This is a genomic window from Thomasclavelia sp. (assembly GCF_047249845.1).
Lineage (GTDB): Bacteria > Bacillota_I > Bacilli_A > Erysipelotrichales > Coprobacillaceae > Thomasclavelia.
Map to the genome: position 1 here is coordinate 39,414 of NZ_JBKTWO010000005.1, position 25,379 is coordinate 64,792.

26 protein-coding genes are annotated in these 25,379 nt (G+C 27.7%); 5 read left to right on the forward strand and 21 right to left on the reverse strand.

Annotated elements, in window-relative coordinates; all coding sequences use genetic code 11:
- Positions 1 to 483: 483 nt before the first annotated feature.
- Positions 484 to 1,848, reverse strand: coding sequence for an exopolysaccharide biosynthesis polyprenyl glycosylphosphotransferase (locus ACLR9T_RS02170; RefSeq protein WP_413107892.1), 1,365 nt, complete (start codon positions 1,846 to 1,848; stop codon positions 484 to 486).
- A 142-nt stretch (positions 1,849 to 1,990) separates the two neighbouring features.
- On the opposite strand from ACLR9T_RS02170, the gene ACLR9T_RS02175 reads away from it, so the two are divergent.
- Together ACLR9T_RS02175 and ACLR9T_RS02180 are read left to right on the forward strand one after the other, a co-directional pair.
- Positions 1,991 to 2,467 carry a phosphatase PAP2 family protein gene (locus tag ACLR9T_RS02175; protein ID WP_413107893.1) on the forward strand — a complete coding sequence of 159 codons (477 nt, stop codon included), beginning with the start codon at positions 1,991 to 1,993 and terminating at the stop codon, positions 2,465 to 2,467.
- A gap of 172 nt (positions 2,468 to 2,639) precedes the next feature.
- Positions 2,640 to 3,419, forward strand: coding sequence for a zinc-ribbon domain-containing protein (locus ACLR9T_RS02180; protein ID WP_413107894.1), 780 nt, complete (start codon positions 2,640 to 2,642; stop codon positions 3,417 to 3,419).
- Positions 3,420 to 3,864: 445 nt separating this feature from the next.
- Here ACLR9T_RS02180 and ACLR9T_RS02185 read toward each other — a convergent pair whose 3' ends face one another.
- The 14 genes from ACLR9T_RS02185 to ACLR9T_RS02250 all read right to left on the reverse strand — a co-directional run bounded on the left by ACLR9T_RS02185 (position 3,865) and on the right by ACLR9T_RS02250 (position 14,560).
- The gene (locus ACLR9T_RS02185; protein ID WP_413107895.1) at positions 3,865 to 4,674 is read right to left on the reverse strand and encodes a YhjD/YihY/BrkB family envelope integrity protein; all 810 of its coding nucleotides are present in this window, start codon (positions 4,672 to 4,674) and stop codon (positions 3,865 to 3,867) included.
- A 201-nt stretch (positions 4,675 to 4,875) separates the two neighbouring features.
- Complete coding sequence (locus ACLR9T_RS02190) at positions 4,876 to 5,712, reverse strand: N-acetylmuramoyl-L-alanine amidase (protein WP_413107896.1); 837 nt, start codon at positions 5,710 to 5,712, stop codon at positions 4,876 to 4,878.
- Positions 5,696 to 5,959 carry a phage holin gene (locus tag ACLR9T_RS02195; protein ID WP_413107897.1) on the reverse strand — a complete coding sequence of 88 codons (264 nt, stop codon included), beginning with the start codon at positions 5,957 to 5,959 and terminating at the stop codon, positions 5,696 to 5,698. Before ACLR9T_RS02195 ends, ACLR9T_RS02190 begins: the two co-directional genes overlap by 17 nt.
- A gap of 12 nt (positions 5,960 to 5,971) precedes the next feature.
- The gene (locus ACLR9T_RS02200; RefSeq protein WP_413107898.1) at positions 5,972 to 7,252 is read right to left on the reverse strand and encodes a phage baseplate protein; all 1,281 of its coding nucleotides are present in this window, start codon (positions 7,250 to 7,252) and stop codon (positions 5,972 to 5,974) included.
- The gene (locus ACLR9T_RS02205; RefSeq protein WP_413107899.1) at positions 7,253 to 9,148 is read right to left on the reverse strand and encodes a phage tail protein; all 1,896 of its coding nucleotides are present in this window, start codon (positions 9,146 to 9,148) and stop codon (positions 7,253 to 7,255) included.
- Entirely contained in the window at positions 9,145 to 9,582 is a 438-nt protein-coding gene (locus ACLR9T_RS02210; RefSeq protein WP_413107900.1) for a hypothetical protein, read from the reverse strand. Before ACLR9T_RS02210 ends, ACLR9T_RS02205 begins: the two co-directional genes overlap by 4 nt.
- Positions 9,579 to 11,420 carry a hypothetical protein gene (locus tag ACLR9T_RS02215; RefSeq protein WP_413107901.1) on the reverse strand — a complete coding sequence of 614 codons (1,842 nt, stop codon included), beginning with the start codon at positions 11,418 to 11,420 and terminating at the stop codon, positions 9,579 to 9,581. The genes ACLR9T_RS02210 and ACLR9T_RS02215 overlap by 4 nt, the downstream gene beginning before the upstream one ends.
- A 46-nt stretch (positions 11,421 to 11,466) precedes the next feature.
- Positions 11,467 to 11,631, reverse strand: coding sequence for a hypothetical protein (locus ACLR9T_RS02220; protein WP_413107902.1), 165 nt, complete (start codon positions 11,629 to 11,631; stop codon positions 11,467 to 11,469).
- A 12-nt stretch (positions 11,632 to 11,643) separates the two neighbouring features.
- The gene (locus tag ACLR9T_RS02225) at positions 11,644 to 12,210 is read right to left on the reverse strand and encodes a Gp15 family bacteriophage protein (protein ID WP_413107903.1); all 567 of its coding nucleotides are present in this window, start codon (positions 12,208 to 12,210) and stop codon (positions 11,644 to 11,646) included.
- Positions 12,203 to 12,577, reverse strand: a complete 375-nt coding sequence (locus ACLR9T_RS02230; RefSeq protein WP_413107904.1) for a DUF6673 family protein — start codon at positions 12,575 to 12,577, stop codon at positions 12,203 to 12,205. Before ACLR9T_RS02230 ends, ACLR9T_RS02225 begins: the two co-directional genes overlap by 8 nt.
- 16 nt (positions 12,578 to 12,593) lie before the next feature.
- Entirely contained in the window at positions 12,594 to 13,079 is a 486-nt protein-coding gene (locus ACLR9T_RS02235; protein WP_413107905.1) for a hypothetical protein, read from the reverse strand.
- Between the two features lie 2 nt (positions 13,080 to 13,081).
- On the reverse strand, positions 13,082 to 13,492 hold the full coding sequence (locus tag ACLR9T_RS02240; protein ID WP_413107906.1) for a hypothetical protein: 411 nt from the start codon (positions 13,490 to 13,492) through the stop codon (positions 13,082 to 13,084).
- A gap of 44 nt (positions 13,493 to 13,536) precedes the next feature.
- A complete protein-coding gene (locus tag ACLR9T_RS02245) occupies positions 13,537 to 13,953 on the reverse strand; it encodes a phage scaffolding protein (RefSeq protein ID WP_413107907.1) in 417 nt (138 codons plus the stop codon).
- Positions 13,954 to 14,134: 181 nt separating this feature from the next.
- Positions 14,135 to 14,560, reverse strand: a complete 426-nt coding sequence (locus ACLR9T_RS02250) for a hypothetical protein (RefSeq protein ID WP_413107908.1) — start codon at positions 14,558 to 14,560, stop codon at positions 14,135 to 14,137.
- 269 nt (positions 14,561 to 14,829) lie between these two features.
- On the opposite strand from ACLR9T_RS02250, the gene ACLR9T_RS02255 reads away from it, so the two are divergent.
- Positions 14,830 to 15,459: a LexA family protein gene (locus ACLR9T_RS02255; RefSeq protein ID WP_413107909.1), complete on the forward strand. Its 630-nt coding sequence runs from the start codon at positions 14,830 to 14,832 to the stop codon at positions 15,457 to 15,459.
- A gap of 59 nt (positions 15,460 to 15,518) precedes the next feature.
- On the opposite strand, the gene ACLR9T_RS02260 is transcribed toward ACLR9T_RS02255, so the two are convergent.
- Positions 15,519 to 17,219, reverse strand: a complete 1,701-nt coding sequence (locus ACLR9T_RS02260) for a family 20 glycosylhydrolase (RefSeq protein ID WP_413107910.1) — start codon at positions 17,217 to 17,219, stop codon at positions 15,519 to 15,521.
- 254 nt (positions 17,220 to 17,473) lie between these two features.
- Here ACLR9T_RS02260 and ACLR9T_RS02265 point away from each other — a divergent pair, with 254 nt between their 5' ends.
- The gene (locus ACLR9T_RS02265; RefSeq protein ID WP_413107911.1) at positions 17,474 to 18,637 is read left to right on the forward strand and encodes a MerR family transcriptional regulator; all 1,164 of its coding nucleotides are present in this window, start codon (positions 17,474 to 17,476) and stop codon (positions 18,635 to 18,637) included.
- A gap of 16 nt (positions 18,638 to 18,653) precedes the next feature.
- Here ACLR9T_RS02265 and rfbB read toward each other — a convergent pair whose 3' ends face one another.
- The 3 genes from rfbB to rfbA are packed head-to-tail and all read right to left on the reverse strand — an operon-like array spanning position 18,654 to position 21,148.
- Positions 18,654 to 19,679: a dTDP-glucose 4,6-dehydratase gene (gene rfbB / locus ACLR9T_RS02270; RefSeq protein WP_413107912.1), complete on the reverse strand. Its 1,026-nt coding sequence runs from the start codon at positions 19,677 to 19,679 to the stop codon at positions 18,654 to 18,656.
- A complete protein-coding gene (gene rfbC, locus ACLR9T_RS02275; RefSeq protein ID WP_413107913.1) occupies positions 19,680 to 20,255 on the reverse strand; it encodes a dTDP-4-dehydrorhamnose 3,5-epimerase in 576 nt (191 codons plus the stop codon).
- Positions 20,256 to 20,266: 11 nt separating this feature from the next.
- Positions 20,267 to 21,148, reverse strand: coding sequence for a glucose-1-phosphate thymidylyltransferase RfbA (gene rfbA, locus ACLR9T_RS02280; RefSeq protein ID WP_413107914.1), 882 nt, complete (start codon positions 21,146 to 21,148; stop codon positions 20,267 to 20,269).
- 153 nt (positions 21,149 to 21,301) lie between these two features.
- On the opposite strand from rfbA, the gene ACLR9T_RS02285 reads away from it, so the two are divergent.
- The gene (locus ACLR9T_RS02285; protein WP_413107915.1) at positions 21,302 to 22,150 is read left to right on the forward strand and encodes a YitT family protein; all 849 of its coding nucleotides are present in this window, start codon (positions 21,302 to 21,304) and stop codon (positions 22,148 to 22,150) included.
- Positions 22,151 to 22,187: 37 nt separating this feature from the next.
- Here ACLR9T_RS02285 and ACLR9T_RS02290 read toward each other — a convergent pair whose 3' ends face one another.
- Positions 22,188 to 23,690 carry a L,D-transpeptidase gene (locus tag ACLR9T_RS02290; protein WP_413107916.1) on the reverse strand — a complete coding sequence of 501 codons (1,503 nt, stop codon included), beginning with the start codon at positions 23,688 to 23,690 and terminating at the stop codon, positions 22,188 to 22,190.
- Between the two features lie 157 nt (positions 23,691 to 23,847).
- Positions 23,848 to 25,350, reverse strand: coding sequence for an LCP family protein (locus ACLR9T_RS02295; RefSeq protein ID WP_413107917.1), 1,503 nt, complete (start codon positions 25,348 to 25,350; stop codon positions 23,848 to 23,850).
- Positions 25,351 to 25,379: the final 29 nt, after the last annotated feature.

Consider the following 25,379-nt stretch of genomic DNA (forward strand, 5'->3'; position numbering starts at 1 on the left):
CTCTTAAAAATTATTACTTTATACATCCCTCCTGTAATCAGGATGTATGGATGCTTTAAAATAGTTATTCCAATAGATTGATTAGTAATAAAATGCCTCTTTAATTAAATTAATAGTAGCATGTATCATTTGACTTTATCCCCATTTAATATCAAAAGTTTTACTATCCGGTAAAAGAAAAATATTATCTTTTTTTATTATTTCGCTTGTTATATCACATTTCTAATCTACATGTAAATAAAAATTTCTAGTTACTATTCAATGTATATCTCCACAATACCTTTATACTTTAAATATCAATATTATGTCTATTTTTCTAAACTTAAAAGATTCATTCACCATTACTTTCTATATTTAGTTATAGTAAAATCTTTCTTATAATTCTAATAACTTGTATACTTCCTTTTAGAAAAATCAAAATCTCATAGTTTAGATTTCCTAATGAAATACCGTAATATACTTATACATTACTGTTATCTGTCTCTATAATGATCCTTTTCCATAAACCACACTCTTAATAGTCTTATAAATAATTGTAAAATCTAGCCAAATTGACCAGTTATGATAATAATAATCATCTAACTTACAACGATAATTAAACTCCACATCACTTCTTCCGTTTGCTTGCCACATTCCTGTAACTCCTGGTTTTAATTTTATTATTGTGTCATAGTATTGTCCCATATCTTCTTTTTCACGAGGTAAATACGGTCTCGGACCAATAAAACTCATTTCCCCTTTTAATACATTTATAAACTGTGGCCATTCATCTAAAGAAGTTTTTCTCAAAAATTCTCCTACTGTTGTAATTCTAGGATCATCTTTCAATTTTTTATTAGTTAAATACTCTTCTTTTATTTTAGGATCTTCTTCCATCATTCTTTCAAGTTCTGCCTCAGCATTAGGAATCATTGATCTAAATTTATATATTTTAATCATCCTCCCATTTTTGCCAATCCGATCTTGCGAAAACATGATATTATCATGATCTCCACTTTTTACATATTTATATTTTACATAAATCATTAGTGGTAATAGCGTAATAACACCTGCAATACCTGCTAAAATATCTATTAAACGCTTTAGAATTCTGTCTAGTGTCCCCATCTCATCATTTGATGTTGCAATTAATAATTGACCATCAAAATCTTGCACTTCTGATGAAAAAGTCATTGTACCATTAACATTTGGTAAATATTTTACAGCCTCTACTTTACCGTATATATCACTCATCACTTTATCGGTTACCCTTTGACTTGCTTCTGGTAATGCAATTATTATCTGTTCTATTTTTAAAGTATTTATAGCCTCATCAATTTTACAATAATCATATACTCTACTATGTTTAATAACATTTTCTTGTTTAAACCCATATAATTCATTAGTTTTATTTACATCTACATAACCTTTTACATCAGTTAATGCAAAACGGTTATTATTAGAAATTTTTCCTAGTCTAGCCGCTTCATATCCCGTTCCTATAACCAATGTTCTTCTAGCAAACTGTTCTCTAAAAGCTATTCTTAAAAATCTTGAAGCTAATAAACTAATTATAAACATTGAAACAACCATTAATGTTAAATGCATCCTACGCTCATAACCAGTTGCTTTTGGTACTAATACTAGTAAAGCAATAAAGAAACAAAAACTTGATTTAACTAATTGCTGTATTTCATTCCAAATCAAACATGTATTTAATGAATAATGACCATATATAAATAAGAATAAAAAATATAATGTCCCTGAACCAAGTATTAAATCAATATCCATATGAAAATATAAACAGATGAAATAATACATAACTGCCTCAATCCCAAATAACATAAACGGCATTATTTTCCTATTCATAAACTCACCTCAACATTCATAGAACAATTATACCCCAATATACTATTTATTTCTATCTTTTATAATTTTAAACATTATTATTAATTGTTTAAAATTATAAATATAGTATAATATTTATATATCTTTATGATGGAGGCAAAAAATGAAAAAGTTTTACACTAGTATAAATAAATTCATGTGGACTCATCCATTTATTAAATCATGCACTCACTTTTTATCAAGATTTTGTCCTTATATGGTTGCAATATTTTATATGTTATTTTTACTAAAGATTTATTTAGACAGACCTAATAATTTATTTATTTTAGCTGCTGAACCAATTGGAGTTATTTCAATTACATTGATTCTAAGAATCATAATAAACCGCCAGCGTCCATCAGAAAAATATAATTTACTTCCTATTGATGGAAGTAAAAAAACTGGACACTCTTTTCCTAGTATTCATGTTGCAACTTCATTATCAATTGCCCTAGCAGTTTTAAGGTATGGTCCAAATATGGGATTATTATTATTTACACTTACTATTTTTATAACCATAGCAAGATTACTTTCAGGAGTTCATTATATAAGTGATATTATTGCAAGCATTTCAATTGCTCTTATCATTAATATAATCTAATATTAATTTTAGAATCACGAATTAATATAAGTGATTCTTTTTATTTTAATTAGTATTTTTTAGATTCAATACTGATTTTGTTTTTATTTTTTTACAAAAACAAACATCTAAAACCACAAAATGTGATACTTATGATATAATAATGTCAAAACTATAGAAAGGAGCGATAACTATGGCAACAATTACTTGCCCATCATGTGGTAAAGAATTAAGCGATGATGCGTCTTTTTGTCCAAAATGTGGAGCCCCAATCAAAACAGATTTATCAGAAAAGACAACTGATTCATCTCAAGAAAAAATAACTGAAACGGAGGACTTAACAGAATTAAAAAATACTGAAAAACAAAAAAAGAAACCAACTAAAAAAACAATTATTATAATATCAGTTATTGCACTGGTTGTAATTATTGTTAGTATCTTTGGTATTAAATCATATACGGATAAGAAAGAACGCCAAGAATATGTTGAATCATACAATACATATATAGATGATATTGATGATTTAAGTGACTTAATGTTAAAAGGTGCTGCAAGTTCTGAAGCCCTTTGCAACTTAACAACCAAAGTATGGTATAACTCTATTTGGGAAAAAGCAGATGATGAAACTGATAAATTTACTCAAACTAATGGTATATTTGTATCTGATTTTAATGATGCATTATTTAATTTAAGTATTGATTCAGATACTATTATTAAAATTAAAGAAATAAATACTAATGTTGATGACGTAAAAGTTAAATTTAAAAAAATGAAAAATTATCCAGAAGAATTAAAAAGTGAATATGAAACACTTGAAAAGATGTATGATAGTTATATAAGTTTTACTAATTTGGCTATTGATCCTACTGGATCATATAAAACATATAATGATAAATTTATTGAGATAGATTCAGAATTTATGGATTTATATAAAAAAGTAAAAGATTTTGATCTTTCACATTTAACTGAGTAAAGTAGATATTATATTTTTAAACAAAAATGACAACTAATCTAAAACATAAAAAATTAAATATATTATAAACTTATTTTAAATAATAAAGGATTTTCTCAAAAAATAGAGAAAGTCCTTTATTTCTAGATAAGATATATCTTGTTTACTTCATTTCTTTTATTATTTCAATCTTAACTTTTCTTTATATGATCAGATAAATATATTTTTTAAATAAAAAATATATTTAAACATACAAAATAGATTTATTTAGTTTTGATCATTTTGATCCATAATAATTCAAATGAGCTTTTTCATCAACTTCTATATTTCATTAAAAGACATATATCTTTTATTCTAAATCAGCTCTCTGTTTTATTATCACTTTAGCTGCGACATCTAGCTATCAATACTTAATTTTTGATTTCATTTTATTTCCTTTTTAAAATTATTCTGTATTAATATTTTTTTAATAATTATTCATCTTATTTATCAATCGTTTCATATGTCCTTCAAACATTACATACATCCCAATATATATAACTTCTGCAACTAAAGTAAAAGAAATCATAATTACTACAAACGATGCTAATGGACCATAAACAGTTGTATAATCAGCTATACTAAAATATAGTTCTAATCCTGATAATAATATCAACATCAACAAACTTGCAAATGCCGCTCCTTTTACAATATCTACTACATGAACCTTAACATCAGGTATTATTTTATAAAGTAAAAATAAAATAATAAACATAATTAAAAATAAATATATTTCATCAAAAATAAATATGTTACTTAAATTCATGAAAACATTAATTACTGGAACGATAGTTAATAATGAAATAATTAGTAACAACAGTACAAACACAGCCAATGTTTTAAATAACATAATTATTTGTTCAATAATAAAGTTTCTTTGGTGAGTTGAAGGAAAAAGGTTTTTTGATATCCCATATAATTGATTTATTCCCCTACTTACAACAAATAAAGAAGTAATTATTGCTATTATCGAAGAAATACTAATATGACTAGATTTTAAAGATACAATTATAATACTAGAAAACTCAGGTGTTAAATATCTTTTTAATAACTCTTCTAGTGATGTTAAATCAACGTTAAATATTGATGCTAAAAAAGCACATAAAGAACAAATTGGAATAATTGACATAATTAAGTAATATGCAAAACATATTCCTGCATTTTTATTTACTTTATAACGATAATCTAAAACCCGATTATTTATTCTATTATATAACTTAACAATTATTTTACTCATATTTCTTCACCTAAGTACCTTTTATTTAAGTATATCTTAGATAACTTGAATTGCATAGCACTCGAACTAAATTTAGCTCTTATTTCATCAAAATACTTTATATACTTAGAATTGTATTTCAATTCTAAAACAAAAATAACTTACTAAATTTGTTTATATTCACAAAAAAGTAATGATTGGAATATTCCAATCATCACTTTCTTAATATTTTTCACCACTTAATAAATATTTCCATGTATTTTTTCCAACTATACCATCTTGTTTTAAATCACGATTTTTTTGAAATACCTTTACTGCATTTTTAGTTTTAGTCCCAAAGATTCCATCTTCTACAATATTAAAACCAACACTATTTAACCTCTCTTGAATTAGTTTAGTTATATTACCACATGCATTTAATTTTACCATTGGACAAGCTATTAAAATATTAATAGAATTTATACCATTAACTATTAGGTTACTTGAATATTGTCTATTTAATTCCTCTTGTAATCTAGCAATCCAATCATCATATTTACCACTTGGATTTTCATTACAAATTCCTCGATAAATTGCTTCTGCAAATTTATCAGAACCTAGCATTAGATATCTATTAGCATCCTCACTATCAACAAAACAAACTTCAACTAAGATACTTTTAGCTTTAGTTTTCTTGATCACGTATAAATTACTTCCATCTTTAACTCCACGATTATTAAAATCTAATAATTGAATATTTTTACATATATTTAAAGCTGGTTGTAATTTCTTACCCTTATATGTATATACTTCAATGCCCTTTCCACCACCTGCATTAAAATGAACTGATATAAAATAATCCACATCCTCTCTATTAGCAAGTTCAACACTTTTCTTTAAATATTCTACTTGAGTATTAGCTTTATCAACTGTACAGTTAATTACTTTATGTCCACTATTTTCTAATAGTCTTATTAACTTTTCTCCTACTTTGCGTGTTTCAATGCTTTCTTCTATGATTCCTACAGCACCACTTCCCGGCCCTTTTAGTGTATGACCACAGTTAATTGCAATTTTCATATAATCTTCTATCTTTCAATCCAGGGGTTGTTGGGTCATTAATTGCATTAAACACACTAACAAATACCAAACTTAATACATAGGGATTTTTAAAAGCATCAATTAATAAATTGATTAGAGTACCCCAAGTAGTTATATCTTCTGCTCTTAATCCAGCATATGCTAAAATTGGCGTTAAGACAGCTAATATCATTTGTACTAGAAAAACAGGATTCTTTAATCTGACTCTTAAATTTATATTTTTCATAATATTATTTTATTAAGCCGTTCTTTTCCACATATAACAAGTAATATAAGGTTGTACCTTTGATGGAGTTCCACCATTTGCTTCCAATACTACTGTACTATGATTTACAGCAAATGAGGAAGTAGTAGTTGCATGTAAGTTCAAATTATACTCTCCATGACCTGGAACTGGATTGGAAGCTTGATATCCTATTTTATTTGTATCTCCACCTATTGCTCCAATTAATGCTCTTAATTCAACACTTTTTGAGCCGCCTGTTTTTTCTACATAACTAAAATCATTATCACTAGAATCTACACCAACTGGAACTCTACCATTACCCCATCTAATCCATGTACCACCAAAAGTTGTTTGAGGTGATACAGAAGATGTACTCATATATATACAACCGATAGGATGCATTAATAAAAATAATTGTTTTGTTAGAGCTGTTACAGAATTAAAAGCATTTTTTAATTCTGTTATTTGATCTAAAGCAATCATATTAAATTTTTTATTCCAAGCTGTATTACTTTTTAGATAAAAATCTCCATTAGCTGTATTAACATAAAAGTCACCATTTTTACCTAAAGAAGATGCTGGAGTTGTAGTTCCATTTCTAATAATCACGACACTATTAGCTGCATCATTTGCTCTTTGAGTAGCCTGATTGGCATTAGTTGTTGCAACTTTTGCATCATTGGATGCATCTTGAGCATTTTTAGCTCCCTGGGTAGCTAATATAGTAGCATTTCTTGTGTTACTTGTAGCACTTATTGAATCTGCTACTGCTGAAGTAATTTCATTTTGTTGGGTTATCGCTCTTTCAATTAATTTATTCACTTCGTTTTGATGATGATTAGATGTGCTAAGTAATTCGCTAACTACATCTTTTACATTTAAATCAATATAATCATCGGCCACTTTAATTACCAGATCCTGCCAAGTATTTTCTTCAGGTAAAATATTACCCTTACCAGCAGTAGCTTTTACTTTATAGATAATAGGATTAGTCTGTATTGTTTCACTTCCATTTGAAAGTGAAAAAGCTATTGCTAGATAACCATCTAACTCAAAAGCTTGGGGTGGTAATTTAAAAATATCATTATTTATCATTAATTGATATGTTTTAGAATCCCTATTATTTTCTAAAAAACGATTATTTAAATACTTATAGTGTGGTACCACAACATAATTTTCATATTTACCATCTTTTATAAATCTGAATTCAATATCTCCACTAAACTGTGCTGGAATATCAGTAATATCACATGATAAATCATACCCTATTTGGGTAATTGTTGATACAATCATTTAATTATTTCCTCCTTCTATTTTTTCATTTAACTCCTGAATTGCTTTATAGACAATTGCTAAAGCATTAATAATATTAATCTTTTTTTTATCGCTACTAAGTAGCTTATCTGATATTTGATAATTATTGCCTGTTAAAAAACTAATCTGATTATCATTATCTTGTTGATAAGTATAAATATTTGTATTAATTATTTCATTTAAAGCATTTTCATTAAATAATTTAATATCTTGATTTATTTTTTCTTCCTGATTTAAATAAACATTATTAATATCAATTTTATTTACCATTAGTTCATCTGGTTTTAGATGACCGTTCTTATAACTATTTCCATCTGGTAAAATTACTTTCCAATCTAAAATACTAGTCGAATTACTATTCATATTAAAAGATAGTTTTCCTTCTTTAGGATTATCATTAACCTGATAATCACTTGTACTTTGTAATCCTCTATCAGTTATCTTCCAGCCACCAATAAATCCATCATTACATTCAATCATTATATCTTTTAAACATCCTTTTTTTATATATGAAGCATCTAATTCTTTATTTATTCCCCAGGCAATATTAAACGGTCCTTCCTTACCACTATTACTAAAGGCTATTCCACTAGCATCAATTCTTAAAATATTTTGAGCCGAATTAATATCATCACTATCCATATAATAAGTAGCTCTTGGTTTACCAAAGCTATCAGTTTTAGTATATACATAACCACCATTAGTACCATTTATTAAATCTACTTTGTCTTGTACCAGTTCTTGAAATAACTGTGTATTCAAATTGAGATTATTATTTACTTTTGATATATCTCGATTAGTCGTAATTGCTAAATCTGAACTTGTTGCAATAGTTTTATCTAAAGTTATTTTTGAATTAGAGGGATCAAGATAATCTTTTTCTAAAACTACACATAAAAAATAATCATCTATTTTATGTTCTTTTGAGACACACTTTAAATTATCCCCTAATCTAATCTTTTCAATATCAACTTCAACTAATGATAAGTCAATAGCTGTAATTGTTAATGATAAAGACATTTTAGTAAGCTGGGATAAATCCTGTTTTGCCCTTTCCAACAAATCATCAGGATCACTGATTTTAGGATATTCTCTAACCCCATAGATCCAGCCATATTTTAATATGGCATCTTCATCATAGATATACTCTTTACCATCATTTACTTTTTCTATTGTTATTGGTAAATCTGTTTTTGGATCCTTTTCACCTAACGGAATCAGAGCTGTTATTAGATCTACAGATGTTATGTATTGTTCTAAGTCTAGAATATTTTTCTTAAACTTTATTTCTTGCGAATTTAAATGATTATAGTAGTAGTTATAATCAAGATAATTTTTATTATCTTCTTCTCTTATTGATATATAACCTCCACATTGATCAATTAATATATCTTGAATACTACTCATTGTAGTTGTTCTTTTTTTATCCATATTAGAGATACAAATTCCATTATCAAATACATCTCCAACATATATATTTTTTTCTTTTTCAACCATCTGATTATGCTTATCCAAACACACTTTTAAATATTCATTAACACTAATATTTTCTCCTGTCTTTAATAGCTGAATAGTATCATTTAAGTATCCTAATACTCCTTCACAAATAAAAGTCCTAATGCCATCAATAGTATCAGTACTTTCAATTACACGCCCCTTAAACATTAATTCTTGACCATCCTGATTTATCTCAATAAGTCTTATTATTGAAACGAGTTTATTAATTTTATTATAATTAGGATGATTGGGTAATATAGTAAAAATTAATGTATTTGATGTATTAATTTTTTGTTTTAAATTAAGCTTAACACAACGATAATCATAATCTGAAGTATCATGAATAATATAATCATCACTTAACAATTTAACTATCATAACTTTTTGTCCTCATCATTTAAATAATGTTTTTTAAAAGGTTCAGCAAGAATATTAATTGTTATCTGATTAACTAAATTATTATCTCGATTATCCACCTCTATTGATACTCTGCCTTCATAATAATATTCACTATCACTAGTTATAACCGCTTTAACTTTTTGACCATGAAATAAATTAAATAATTCTTCAATATATTTATGCCATAATTCTGTTTTTTCAACACTATCAACATTAATACTAATTACTCTTTGCTGGTATGTTGGCTTACCATACACCTCAGTTAAATCTACATAATTATTTGAATATGGAATTGCAACAATATTAGTTATTACTTCAGGCGCACCAATATGATAACTAAGAATTCTCATTTTAAAATCATCTCTTAATGAATAACTTTTTTTCTCATCTTGATATAAAATCAAATCTATCATGCCCCATGTCTCCCCCTTCGGCTAGTTTCTCTACCTAATTCAATATCTACAGTTGGGGTAACGATTTTACCAACTGCTGTTTTATCCATATATACATCCATTTTAATTTTTGCCATACTAGTTGCCAGCTTATCATAATCAATTAAATCTTCATTAGCAGTATTTTGTTTACTAAACTCTAAAGATATGTCATTACTAAACCATCTAGCAGAAGATCTAGCTGACTGTCTTAATTTCTTAAATCCTGAATCAGTAACATTTATCATATCTTTTGTTGCTGAGGGCATTGCTAATTCAAAGCCAACTGCAATACCACTTGGTAAATATCTACCAATTTCATCACGCATCTTATGTGATGGCGAAAAAATATCAAAGAAACCGGTTATTGCATCCATTACCCCTTTACAAGCTTCCATTGCTATGTCTAATAGACCACCAATCCCTTTTTTAAATCCATCAATAATTCCACTAATGATATCTTTTCCTAATTGCAGCCAATTAGTATTGACGATCGTATCTTTTATATTTGATACAATTGTTTTAGCTAATTCTTTTATATTATTGATTAAATTAGAAATACCATTTAAAATAAACGTCATTACATCTTTACCTAACTGATACCAGTCTATTTCTTTAATTTTAGCCATAAAGTTGCTCATTAACTCATATCCAACTTCAATTAAACTACCAACTAAATTTTTTATTCCATCAATAATATTTTGTAAAATCTGTTTACCACTTTCTAATAACTCTGGTCCTTTTTCAATTAATGCCATAATAAACTGAGATATTATTTCTGGTACCCTTTCAATTAAACCTGGTAAAGCATTAAAGATACCGGTTATTAAACCATCTAATAAATTCATTCCAGTTTCTAAAATTGCTGGTAAATTTACAATTAATCCCTCAATTAAAGCCATTACCATATCTAATGCAGCTGGTATAAGTACAGGAAGCTGGGCAGCTAAACCATCAACTAAACTCAAAATAAGAGTTAACGCTGTTTCTGCCAACATAGGTAAATTTTCCATTATCCCTAATAATAATTGACTAATTATTCCAAATCCAACTTCTGATAATTGTGGAGTTAGTTGGTTAATCGTTTCACATACTGTTGTTAATATCCCACTTGCAGTATCAATAATCCCAGGTAAAGCTGCTATTATTCCTTCCATCATTTGGGTTAATAAGTTTGATCCGGTTTCTAACATTGCATCAGTCCCGCCACTATTAAACGACTCTTGCAATTGTGCTACGGCATCAATTCCAAAATCTGCCATTTCATTAAGCGGAGCTTCAAGACCAGCAACTAAACTTTGACCTAAAGCATTTACACCTTGATCAATCGTTTTCATCTTTCCTGAAAAACTCTCAAATGAATTACCTATTTTTAATACCTGTTCAATACCACCTTTAGCCATATTGATGATTGAACTTCCAACCCCTTTTATAACACTGCCAATACTCTTAGCTACACTTCCAATTTGCTTAACACTTTGGCTCCAATTTTTAGACTGTTTATCCGCTGATTCCCTAGTGACTTTATTAGCTTTTTCATTACTACTAGTCAATATATTTAAAGCATTGCTATTAACTGAATTAATTACTTTACCTGTTGCATCCACAATTCCACTCGATGCAGTTGCTATTCCTGAGGCTATATCTGAAATAGTACTTCCTAAAGTTTTAGCAAGATTTCCAATTGTTTCACCTAGTGCACTAGCAATATCGCTAATCATATCCATGATTGCCCCACTTGCTTCTTTAACAACTGTGGGAATTACTTTAATTGCAATCTTTAATTTATCTATCTTACTGCCTTGATCTTTTTTATCCATATTATCATCTCCTTTAACAAGAAAATGTAATGGCTCAAAGGCTCGATTAAATTACTTTTCCATTTTTAATTTCTATTTTATTTTCATAACCACATTTTTTACATTTAATAAATAGTCCCCCACAATTGGCTTTATTGTCATATAATAAAATCTTTTTATTGCAATGATAGCAACGAAACCAGTCTTTTCTCATTGGTGGTATTTTTATCATCTATCTATCTCCTTACCATAAAACCTGAGCAATCATTTCATCATTTATCTCAATTTTATCTAGACTTAATTCATGTTGAATTTTACGGATTCTTGCTCGTTCTTTTTTATCACTTATGTTAGATAAATCTATTCCCCGATAATACATTCTCTGTTTTAATTCACAATCACCTAAACCATGAAATAATGCTAAAAAATGAAACCAGTGCATATTTTCTTTTAAAAGATTTATTTGATAATGTTGTTGAAAAGCGGCAATAAAATAACCACTATCTATTTTGTAATCATAAATTCTTTTTTTACTACTTAATTTATTATTTGTTGATAATTGTTCTTTTTTATTATCAACATTCCCAATTAAAAAATCTTTTATTGCTACAAAAACTTCATGATCAAATTTTTCAGGTATTTCATCATAAAAAATATTCATTAAAACATTAGCCAAATATTCTTTATTGCAATTAGGGATATTTAAAGCATCGCTCAACTCAATCCAATATTTAAAATCTGTATTGATTAAAAAGTCTTTGTTCCTAACAGCGATGCTGTTAGGTAAAGACTCATATAATAGATTAATCATTTATTGTAGATAATTTACGACGTTGGGCTCTGTTTTTTGGTTGTAAAGACATTCTTCTTAAAGTCATTTCTTCATTTGCTTTTTTATTCATATTTACTAAGCTGATAAAAGCTTCTTCATACAATCTTAGATTACGTTTATTTTTGAATAATTTTTGTGATGTTCCTTTGCCAAATACACTATCAAAAAATCTGTGATAACATGTACATAACTCTTTTATTCGATCCATATCTCTGCCATCCTTGGGCATATCTTTACAATTATCGCTTAGCTCATACATTGCTTTACTATAAGACTCTAAAAAGTCTACATCCTCAAAATCTGCATTCAATTCGATTTCATTATATTTCCATTTTACTTGGCTCATAGGCTCCTCCTTTATTTTATTTAAATGTTACTGATGCTCCTTCAGCATCTAAAGTGGCAATACCTTTAATACTACTTGATTTAGATTTTAAAGTTCCAGTGTAAGAATACGTATCTGCATTATCTCCATCAGTTCCCGGAATAATTGCAAATAATCGTTTTCTTGCTTCAAATTCATTATTATTTTCACCTACTGGTGATGTCATATCAACAATTACGATTTCACGTACAGCAGCACTTCCTGTTTTTTCGTCTTCAGTAATTTCTATAATATCCTTATGTACCTCATTATTTGTATATTGATCAAAGGTATATTCAATTGATGGACTATATCCTGTAACATCTGTGATTTCTCCAGTTTCATCAACATACTGACGAGCATATTCTTTTGGATTTGCACTTTTAGACATAGCTGTAAACCCTGTCATTCTAATAAATTTTTCCCCTACTTTATAAAAAGCAACTTTTTTATTTCTTGTTACTAATGTTTGTTCTCCTGCCATGATTAATTCCTCCTATATAAAATTCTTAACTTTACTTGGTATTTCGCTGTATTTGTTTCTCTAGTAATTTGATTACTATTTTCAATAACCTCAATTGCATAAACTTCTTCTTGAAGATTAGGATAATTACCAATTGTATTTTGCGTTTGAATCCATTTTTCAAACATTTCATAAAATTCAATATTTTTTTGATTAATACTATAATCATTACTATATGATTCTATTGAAGTTATAGCAAACTGATATTGTTGAATTGATGATCCATCTACATACTGTTTTACAACTGGTTCACATGGTATTTTATCAACAGAATATTCATTTGCTTCATTTCCAAGATAATCAATATTTATATTTTTCTGACTTAGATAAGGACATGTATACAAATACTCCCTTACTGCTTTAATTACACTCATATTAATACTCCTTTTGTTTTACACCTAATTTAGATATTACTTTTTTAATTAAATAAACACGGGTGTAACTGTTTTATTAGTTTGATTTGTTCATCTAAACCATATAACTTTCCATTTTGATAAGATATTTTATTCATATCTATTAATTTTTTTAATAAATTAATATCTTTGACATTATAATTATTTGTTTTTTCTATAAATGTATATTTAAAGTTAATCTCTTTAATATCTTTTTGATATTTACTTTTCCAATATTTTAGCTCTTGTTCAAGTTTTCCGATATTAATCTCATTTATTCCGCTCTTTAAATATCCTAAGTCTTCTTTTAATTTTTTTATTTGACTATCCTTTACACTCATTTTCCTTTTCCATTCAATAATATCCAGTTGATGTAAAAGCATGATATCTTCCATTTGCTTCTTTGTTAAATTATTAACTCTTTTTAAATCTTTTCTTTTCATATTCAATTTTACCTTTTATCTACGCTTTATTAATGTGAGTTGCTCTCACTTGACGGCTTGCCTTTTTACGCCTTGCGCTATGGCTTAGATAATATGCATATTATTTTTAGTAGCCATCACTGACTACACTCATATCTTATCATTTAAATTAACTAATTTAGTCCCAAATAAATCCCAATATTTATAATTCCTTAGTGCTATGTTTATTCGCAATTGGTGCTAATACCTTGTCAAGTTTATTACATGCATTACTTAGTATCTTATAATATGTTGTTCTTGAAATGCCTTTTTCTAAAGCGTTATATTCACGTTTTGAGGAATTATCTGGATCATTTGCGTATATTAAAACACAATTTTTTTCTTCTTCATTAAGTAAATCATTTATTGAATGCTCTAATCTTTCTATAAAAAATTGATAATAAAATATAATTTCATCATACTGCTTACATTCTTCTATTAAATTATTTGTTTTTTCTATTATTTCACTATGGTCATCGTTTACCAAACTAGTCTTTTTAATTTCTACTTGTTCTTTAGTATTATTTAATAACATTAATGTATGTTTCCATCTTTTCCAATTCTTTAATTCATATTTACTTTCCTTCATCCCTTACCGCCTTTCTTTGTAGACAATTTATCTACTTATAGTTAAAAAAACATAAAGCATCTCTGCTTTATTCTTCTCTAATTATACTTATTATTGTTCTAATTAAATCACCTTTCCTCCCCCTTTTATTGCAGAACCAACTTCTACATTAAATATCTTAATATTTTGTAGAAAAATTGTCAACACATTAAGATATAAACATTGATTTGTTGAAAAAAAGGATACAAAATGTTAAAATATTATTACTATGATAAAAGGAAGTGAAAATCATGTCACATATGGGAAATAGAATAAAAAAACTAAGAGAACAGCATAAAATGACTCAGGATGATCTTGCTCAACAGTTAGGATACTCCTCTCGCTCATCAATTAATAAAATAGAAATTGGAAGAAGTGACCTTCCACAATCAAAGATTCCTTTAGCTGCTAAAATTCTTCATACTACTCCTGCCTATATCTTAGGGTGGCAAGAATCACTTAAACCAATAGATCATGAATTTGAAAAGATTCCTGTCTATCCTCCCCTATGTTGTGGTGATGGATGGTTTACAGAGGATAATATTATAGATTATATATCTATTCCTAAAAAAATGCTGCAACCCCACAAACAATATTTTGCAAACTATGCTATGGGTGATTCCATGAAAGATGAAAATATTAATGATGGTGATCTTGTAATATTTGAACATACTAATCTTATAAATAATGGTGAAATTGGATGTTTTAATATTGACAACAATGAAGCTACATGTAAGATATTTAAACGTGATCCAAAAACTTCAATTATTATGCTTTTACCTGCAAATAATAATTATCAACCAATTATTATTACCTCACAAAATATTGGTTTTAAGGTTATTGGTAAATTAGCTCTTGTTATAAATAATCGTCAACGATAAAAGGGACAACACATTAGTGAAGTCCCTTTATATATTTAAACTTAAAACTCTTTATTAAATTAACCTCTTTTTTTACGTAAAACTTGTACCCCTAAACCACCTGAGATTATTAATAATAACATCATAGGTACTAAATTAATTGTATCTCCTGTATTTGGATTTGGTTTACTTTCGTTTTGTTCAGGTTTTTTATCTTCTTTTAATACTAATGCTGCGACTGCATCTTGAATTGATTTTGCCATAGCATTAACTTCATTTTGTTTAGTTATATCTAAACCATATACAACTGCTGCTTTAGCATCATTTAAAAGTTTAACAGTTTCTTCAGTATAAATAGTTAAATCATTTGGAATTGAGGAAATTGCTTCTTCTACTTTTGTATAATCTGCTGATTTAATTACTAACTCTTTAATTGCACTTTCAATAGCTATTGCATATCCATCTACAATATCTTGTTCAGTAACTCTTTTATTTCTAATAACTGCATTAATAGCATTATTTAATTTTGCTACTGTTTCCTGCGTATAGATTTCTAAGTTTGTTGGAACTGAAGCAATTACTTCATCTACTCTAGTATAATCTGCAGGACGAATTAAATAGTCAGCATGTTTAGTTGAAAACTGATCCATTAAAGCAAATATTCTATCAAAATCATGCTCTTTGCTTGGATCATCACACCAAACACATTGCATACTTCCAATAATATTTATTTTACTAGTTGCTCCAGTTACATCAGTAAATTCTTTTTGATCAATATTGACAGTAGTATTTTCATATTTATATCCACCGTCTGTAACGTTTCCTAATACCCAATACCAGGCATCATTAGTATTAAGAATTTTATGTCCTTTTTCTGCTAAATATTCTGGTTTAGCAACATAGAATCCCCACCATCCAGCAGTCCAATAAGAAATAATAATATCTTTGTCAAAAGTACCAAAATTATCTTTACTATTATAGTAGATACCATCATTGAAACACATTGGTTCCATTCCAGCGTCTTTAATAATTTTTGCATTTTCATTTACATATGCAATAAATTCATCATATAATCCTAAATCTTGTAAATAGCTCCATCCTGGATTTCCAAATACATCATTTGCATATTCATCTGCACCAAAGTTAAAGATTTCAGATGCTCCAGAGTTTCCAAAATAAGTAGCATATTTTTTTACTAATTCATGTGTAAATTTAACTGCTACATCATTTTCAATATTAACAGTACGCTCAGATACTTTATTGTCATGTGTAAAACGTACATCTTCTAATCCTAACTCTTCCATTGCAACTAGAATAGAATCCATGTGTCCTGGACTATTAATAACAGGAACTACACTTAAACCTCTCTCTTTTGCATAAGCAAGAATACGGTCCATTTCAGCTTCTGTTAAAGCATTACCATTAGGATCATCATAATAATGTTTATTACCTTTTGTTAAAGCTGCTTTTACATCATCACTAGAATATGTAATCCCATTTACTTCCATTGTCATATCAGCTAAAAAGAATCTTAACGCATCATTACCTAATAAAATCTGTACATCTGTATATCCATTTTTATAAGCTTTATCAATTATCGACTTTAGTTGTTCTTCAGAAAAATACTTTCTACCTGCATCAATAGAAAATATGCTTTTTAATTGTTGTGTTTCATTTTCTTGTGCTTGAATTTTAGTAACCCCACCAACTGTAAATACAGCACCAAAAATCATTGTACAACAAAGTACAAATGATATAACTTTATTAAATATTTTTTTCATAATATTTCCTTTCTTTATTTAATAATTTATTTATGATATATTTAGCTATACTCACCTACTTTCAATATCGAATTTAAAAGCAATTAGTAAAATATCTAATTGCTACTAATTATAATAATATAAAGGATGATACTATGCAAGCACTTTCCTACCTAATCAGTAGTAATTCTAATACGAAATAAATATCTGATACTAGAATTAAATTTCCTGGGGAATATCTTTTTTTTCTTAACTAAATATTTTATAATATGTACATGGAAAAATTATACTCAACCGGTGAATTTGCTAAAATAGCAGGTGTCACACTAAGAACAATTAGATATTATGATAAAATTGGTCTTTTAAAACCAACAAAGATTCTTGATAATGGATATCGTAAATACTGTAATAATGATCTTATTACTCTTCAAAAAATACTTTCTTTAAAAGAATTAGGTTTTTCTTTAGAAGAAATCCATCCTTTAATTCAAGATGACGATAAAGACAGTTTTAAAAAATCAATAAATATGCAAACTAATTTAATAGATCAAAAAATACAAAAGCTTACCGCCTTAAAAGAATCATTAAAGGCAACAAAAAAAATCTTAACAAAAAATGAAATAGCTTGGGATAAAATAATTGAACTTATCAAACTTTCATCAATTAATGAAGAAGTAATTAATCACTATATGAATGCCAAAAACCTTGAAACTCGTATTACACTTCACGATAAATTTTCTATCAATAAACAAGGATGGTTCCCCTGGTTATTTGAACAAATTGATTTTTCAACTGTTTATCGTTTACTTGAAATAGGTTGCGGTAATGGCAAGTTATGGAATTATAATCCATATAATTTACGTAATCGGGAAATATTCTTATCTGATATTTCAAGCGGTATGCTTGAAAAAGCAAAACATAATTTAGGTAATGATTATAATTATTTAAACATTAACTGTCAAAATATACCGTTTAAGAATAATTATTTTGATACAATAGTTGCAAATCATGTTATTTTTTATTTAAAAGACCCACATCAAGGTTTATCAGAAATAACAAGAGTATTAAAAAAATCAGGTATTTTCTATTGTAGTACTTATAGTAAAAATCATATGAAAGAAATTAGTAATATTGTTAAAGGTTTTGATGAACGTATTAATTTATCATCAAACTCTTTAGCTGAACTTTTTGGTTTAGAGAATGGTAAGGATATTTTATCCAACTACTTTAGTTTTGTTGATATTCGAAAATATAAAGACGCATTAATAGTTGATCAGGCGCAACCATTAATTGATTATATTTTAAGTTGTCATGGGAATCAAAATGAATATATATTAAGTCATTTAAAAGAATTTAAATGTTATATAAATGATTTAATTAAACAATCTAATGGAATAAAAATAACTAAAGACTCAGGTTTATTTATTTGTATAAAATAAACCTGAGTCTTTTTATCTATTTTACTTTTCCAGCATACATTTTTTCAAAATAATTTTGATATTCTCCAGAAAGAATATTTTGCCACCATTCTTTGTTATCTAAATACCACTGAATCGTTTGTTGAATACCAGTATCAAAGTTATATTTTGGCTTCCATCCAAGTTCAGTTTCTAACTTAGTTGGATCAATTGCATATCTTCTATCATGCCCTTTACGATCTTCAACATATTTAATTAAAGATTCAGGTTTATCTAATGCTTTTAAGATTGTTTGAACAACTTCTAAATTAGTTCTTTCATTATGTCCACCAACATTATATACTTCACCAACGCGACCATTTCTAATAATTAGATCGATTGCAACACAGTGATCATATACATGTAACCAGTCACGAACATTATCACCTTTACCATATACTGGTAATTCTTCATCAGCTAAAGCTCTTGAAATCATTAATGGAATTAACTTTTCAGGGAAATGATATGGACCATAGTTATTTGAACATCTAGAAATAGTTACTGGTAATCCAAAAGTACGATGATAAGCTAAAACAAATAAATCTGCAGAAGCTTTTGATGAACTATAAGGACTAGATGTGTGTAATGGTGTTGTTTCAGTAAAGAACAAATCAGGTCGATCTAAAGGTAGGTCACCATATACTTCATCAGTAGATACTTGATGATATCTTTTTACTCCAAATTCTTTAGCTGCATCTAATAAAGTAGTTGTTCCCATAACATTTGTTTTAACGAAGATTTCAGGATCAGTAATACTTCTATCAACATGTGATTCTGCTGCGAAGTTAACAACAACATCAAATTTTTCTTCTTCAAATAACTTAAAGATGAATTCACGGTCAGCAATATCACCTTTAACAAATTTATAATTCGGTTTACCTTCAACTGGTTTACAAGTCTCTAAGTTTCCAGCATAAGTTAATAAATCTAAGTTAACGATCATATCTTCTGGATAAGTTTCAACCATATAGTGAACAAAGTTTCCACCGATGAAACCTGCTCCACCTGTTACTAAAATTTTCATTTATTTATCTCCTTCGAATTTAAAATTACAATCACTTTCATCTAATGTAGGACCATTTTTATCTTTATCTGATAAGATTGGTTCAATTCCATTTAATAATCCGCCCCAATCAACATTGACCGAAGGATCATCGTAACGAATTCCCCGATCATGTTCTTTAGAGTATAAATTATCTACTTTGTATCTAAATTCAACATTATCAGTTAATGTTAAGAAACCATGAGCAAATCCTCGAGGAATAAAGAACATCTTCTTATTTTCTTCACTCAACTCTACTGCAACCCATTGTTTATAAGTTGGAGAACCTTTACGAATATCAACAGCGACATCAATAACAGTTCCTTTAGTACAGCTAACTAATTTAGCTTGGGCCATTGGATCATTTTGAAAATGCAAGCCTCTTAAAGTTCCTTTTTTTGCTGTAAATGACATATTATCTTGAACAAAAACATTATCAATTCCTAATTCATGAAAATTACTAGTTGAATAAGTTTCCATGAAATAACCACGATGATCACCATGAACATCTGGTTCTATAATAACAACACCTGGGATCTTAGTTTCAATTTTTTTCATTTTTCTACCTCTTATTGATCTATAAATTTACCATCTAATACATCTTTTAAATATTTACCATATTGGTTCTTCTTATACAATTCATATGAAGTATTAAGCTGATCTTTAGAAATCCAACCGTTATTATAAGCTATTTCCTCAAGACATGCAATCTTCCGGTTTTGATGTGTTTCTACAGTTTTAACAAAGTTAGTTGCATCGACTAAACTTTCATGAGTTCCTGTATCTAACCAGGTAAATCCTTGTCCTAATAAAGTTACATCTAAAGTTCCATTATCTAGATAGATTTTATTTAAATCAGTAATTTCTAATTCACCACGAGCACTTGGTTTAATACTTTTAGCAAACTCTACAACATTTTTATCATAGAAATATAAACCTGTTACTGCGTAATTAGATTTAGGATTAGCTGGTTTTTCTTCTAAAGAAACAGCTTTTCCATTCTCATCAAATTCAACTACTCCAAATCGTTCAGGATCATCAACATAATAACCAAATACAGTTGCTCCACTAAACTTGTTTGCAGCTGCTCTTAATCTCTTACCTAACCCATGACCATGAAAAATATTATCACCTAAAACCATGGCACAAGCTTCACCATCTATAAATTCTTCACCTAAAATAAATGCTTGAGCTAAACCATCTGGGGATGGCTGTACTTTATATTGAAGGGTAATTCCAAATTGACTACCATCACCTAATAATTCTTCAAATCTTGGTGTGTCATCAGGAGTAGAAATAATTAATATATCTTTAATTCCTGCCTCCATTAATATGCTCAATGGGTAATATATCATTGGTTTATCGTAGATTGGTAATAGTTGTTTACTTGTTACTTGAGTTAGAGGATATAGTCTTGTTCCTGATCCTCCTGCTAATACAATGCCTTTCATCTTAAAAAGCCTCCTTATTTACATAATTATATTAAACCCTAACGTTACGTAATGGTCAAGTGTTAATTTTAAATATACACTTTATTGTATTGAATAGAAAACAATAATAAGCTAAAATATATTAAATTATATTTCTAAGAAAAGAGAGTGTTTATGAAAAATATTCAAAATATTATTGGCATATTATTAGGCAATACCTTATATGCCTTAGCTGTAGCAATGTTTATTATACCAAATAACCTTATTACTGGTGGTACAACAGGAATGGCATTATTATTAGAGACCACTATTAATATACCAATTACTATTTTTGTATCTATTTTTAATATTACTATGTTTATACTTGGTTGGAAAGTTTTAGGTAGGAAGTTCGCATTAACCACATTAATCAGCTCATTTTATTATCCAATGATATTAGGAGTATTTGAAAAACTTTTTGAACATGAGATAATGAGTACTGATACTTTATTATGTGTCATCCTTGCTGGATTAATGATTGGTTTAGCAATTGGCTTAGTTATTCGCTGTGGAGCAAGTACAGGAGGTATGGATATTCCTCCACTAATTTTAAATAAGAAATTAGGGTTTCCTATTTCTGTTAGTATGTATGGATTTGACTTTTTAATATTACTTGGACAAATGATTATTCGAGAACGTGAAATGATTTTTTATGGTATATTATTAGTTCTTATATATACGATCGTACTAGATAAGGTATTAGTTATTGGTAAATCACAAATACAGATTAAAATTATAAGTAAAAATTATGAAGAAATTAATGCAATGATTATTAATAGATTAGATCGTGGAACAACTTTGATCCATGGAGAAACTGGTTATAAACATAATAAATATCCTGTTGTATTAACTGTAGTAAATAATCGTGAATTAACACATTTAAACAATTATGTATATGATATAGACCCTGATGCTTTCATGATCATTAATAAAGTTAACGAAGTCAGAGGTAAAGGATTCTCATCTGCTAAAAAATATGAATAAAATTAAACCGTGTACAAAATCTGTACACGGTTTTCTATCAATAATGAATAAACACTGGATCACCAGTTTTGACAAGTTCATACAAAGTTTTTGCATCATCATATTGCAAGTTAATACACCCATGTGAACCTTTTGTTAAATAAAGTGTTGGTGACCAATTTGCCCAATCACTACGCTCAAGATAATGATATCCTGTACCAGTCCACATTATTCGAACCCAAAACTTTGATGGAGTTCTATAATCTTCTCCAACTAATAGTTTTTCAGGCATCTTTTCTTTAACATACCAAACTCCTGTACGAGTAATTCGATCTTCGGTTGGTGGCATACCCGTCACACATTTACTTGAAAATACTAGTTGTCCATCTTTATATACATATACCATCTGTTCAGTTATATCTATTTCACTATAGTTTTGAGTATCCCAGTCATTTTCAAAATTTTTATAATCTTTTTTATAGCCTTTATTACTATAAACTGGTTCTAATTGAGTAGTCAAAGCTTTTATATTCTCTTTACTGTGATCACTTATATATGCATTAATAAGTTTACTATTGGTTTTATCAGTTATAATATCATATACTTGATCAACAATTTTTTCATAATCAAGTCGCCAGCCATAATCTCCTCCTGATATTTCAATTACTTGTCCAGAATGAGTAGTAAAATTTCGTTTTTTTCCAACTGTTTTATATTTTAAACAAAAGTCTTCAATCCATTCACTCATACTATCTTTATCAATAGTTACTTTACCTTCTTCATCTATTTTGATCCAATCTTTTATATTATCAGGTGTAATACTTTCTGTTACACCTTCTCCCATATCCCAGATAATCCAATTTAGAAGGTAATTGTTATAAGTTTCAAGTTGTTTTTTCAGTTTCTTTTTATCAATTTCAGCAGACGACTTCTTATATATATTTGGATAAGTTTTAGTATCGTTTAAATCAATTTTAGGAGTAATTTTTTTCAATGCTTTCTTAACTAACGAATTAAATTTTTCTGAATCTAATTCATTACCTTCAATTTCATCAACAATTTTACCACTTTTAGTTTCATTATTATATTCTACATGAGCACTCACTGATTTCTTAATCTGATATGCTTCACTACCTGTTATCAAGATTGATTCATTTATTAACTTATCTACTCTATCTTGATCATATGAAACTTTTAAGTTAATTTCATGATCATGATTTGAAAATATACTAAATATACTTCTGTTATTTTTATGACTTGAAAAGTCTTTTTCTAGATTACTTTTAAAATCAACTAATAAATCAATATCTTTACCATTTATTTTAAATGATATATCATCTTTACCTACAATTTCTAAAGTATAATTTTTAATAGTCTTATCAAATAATTTTTTTGACTCTGTATAGGTCATGTTAGATACATTTATACCATTGATACTAGTATTTGGATACCATTTATCCTGGTAATACATAGATACTGTAAAATACAATAAAACATATCCAAAAATAACAGCTCCTATAACCTTTATTTTCTTTTTAACTCTTCTTCTTTTTCTTTTCATGATTTTTGAACAATATACTCCTCTTTACACTTTACTCTATCCCTATATTTATTTTACGACCATTATATCATAAAAATCAATTGATTCAATTAATTCGATTAATTAACAATAAAAACAATATTTATTACTAATTTAAAAGTCGACTTTATATAGTCGACTAGTTTAATCCTTTTACATCACTATCTGTAAGTTTCTTACCATTCTCTATTTTATCAATTACTTTAATAATTTTATTTAAAACTTTTTTATCTGGAATTGTAATATATGTTTTTTTACCCTTTTGTGAATAGGTATCATAGCTTTTATCACCTTCTCCAGTAATTTGAACATTAAAAATTTCCCAATTAGCCATATCATCTAACTGCATATTAACTAGAGATTTAATATCGTCACTAGTCATATCTGTTTCAAAACTACCTTCAACAGCAGACAATATATTATTATAATTAGTTATAATCTTTGGAGACATAGCTTTTTTAAGCATTGCTTTTAATAATCTTTGCTGATTTTTACCACGATCAAAATCGCCACCAGGTAAAGCATACCTTTCTCTTACAAAACATAATGCTTTATCCCCACTCATCTCATTAATACCCTTTTTAATTTTATAGTTACCATGCAAAGTTGTAAATTCATATGGTGATTCTACTTCAACACCACCTAATGCATCAATAATGTTGGTAATTCCGCTAAAATTAGTTTTTGCATAATAATTAACTTTTAATTTTAAGAAATCTTCTAGTGTTTGTATCGTTTCATTGATTCCATACATTGCAGAATGAGTTATTTTATCCATCTTTCCATTTTTATGTAAATTTATTTGTGTATCACGTGGAACACTAACCATTAAAACTTGTTTTTCAATTGGATTGACACAAACTACTAAATTAACATCTGCCCTTGATATTGTAGATACTGATCCATATGTATCTATCCCTGTTAAATATACAATAAATGGGTTTTCTGTCACATCAGTTTTTGTAGTTACTGTTTCCAATTTTTCTTGAACTTCCATTTTATAAACTAATCTAGTTTCATCTGTAAAACTTTCATGATTTGTTTCTAATACTCCTAAATATGATTGATCAGCAACAATACAATCAACTTCTCCTTCATATAATGCATCAGCCAATTCTGCATAATCATCATAATTTTTCTTTTCCGGTTCTTTATCAATCTTATCCTGAATTTGTGCTAAAGCATTTGTAATATCAGAAATACTAGTCTTATTTTCAATACCAAAAGTCTTTCCCTTCAAATCTGTGACTTTTTGTATATCACCATTTTTCATAGCATATACAGCAATAACTCGAGTTTGCATAAAAGCACTCGTTATATTGCTGATAAAATTATCACCAATCGATGCATATACACTTCCAGTTATAAATAAAGCAGATAATAATATACTGACTAGTTTACTTATAAATATTCTTTTATACGATCCTGTACGTCTTTTCTTTCTAGCTCCAGAAGTTATCCAAATCATTTCTATAAATAACAATAACAACAATATAACTACTAAGCTAAAATAATATTTAACTGGTACCATCTTTAATACATAAATATATCTTAAAAATATAATTGTAGTAATTAATTGTATTGTTAATATTACCCCTTTTGAAGTAAATTTAGAAAATAAACTTTTTTTCTTTTTTCTCACTATTTTTCACCTCATAATCACTTTTTATC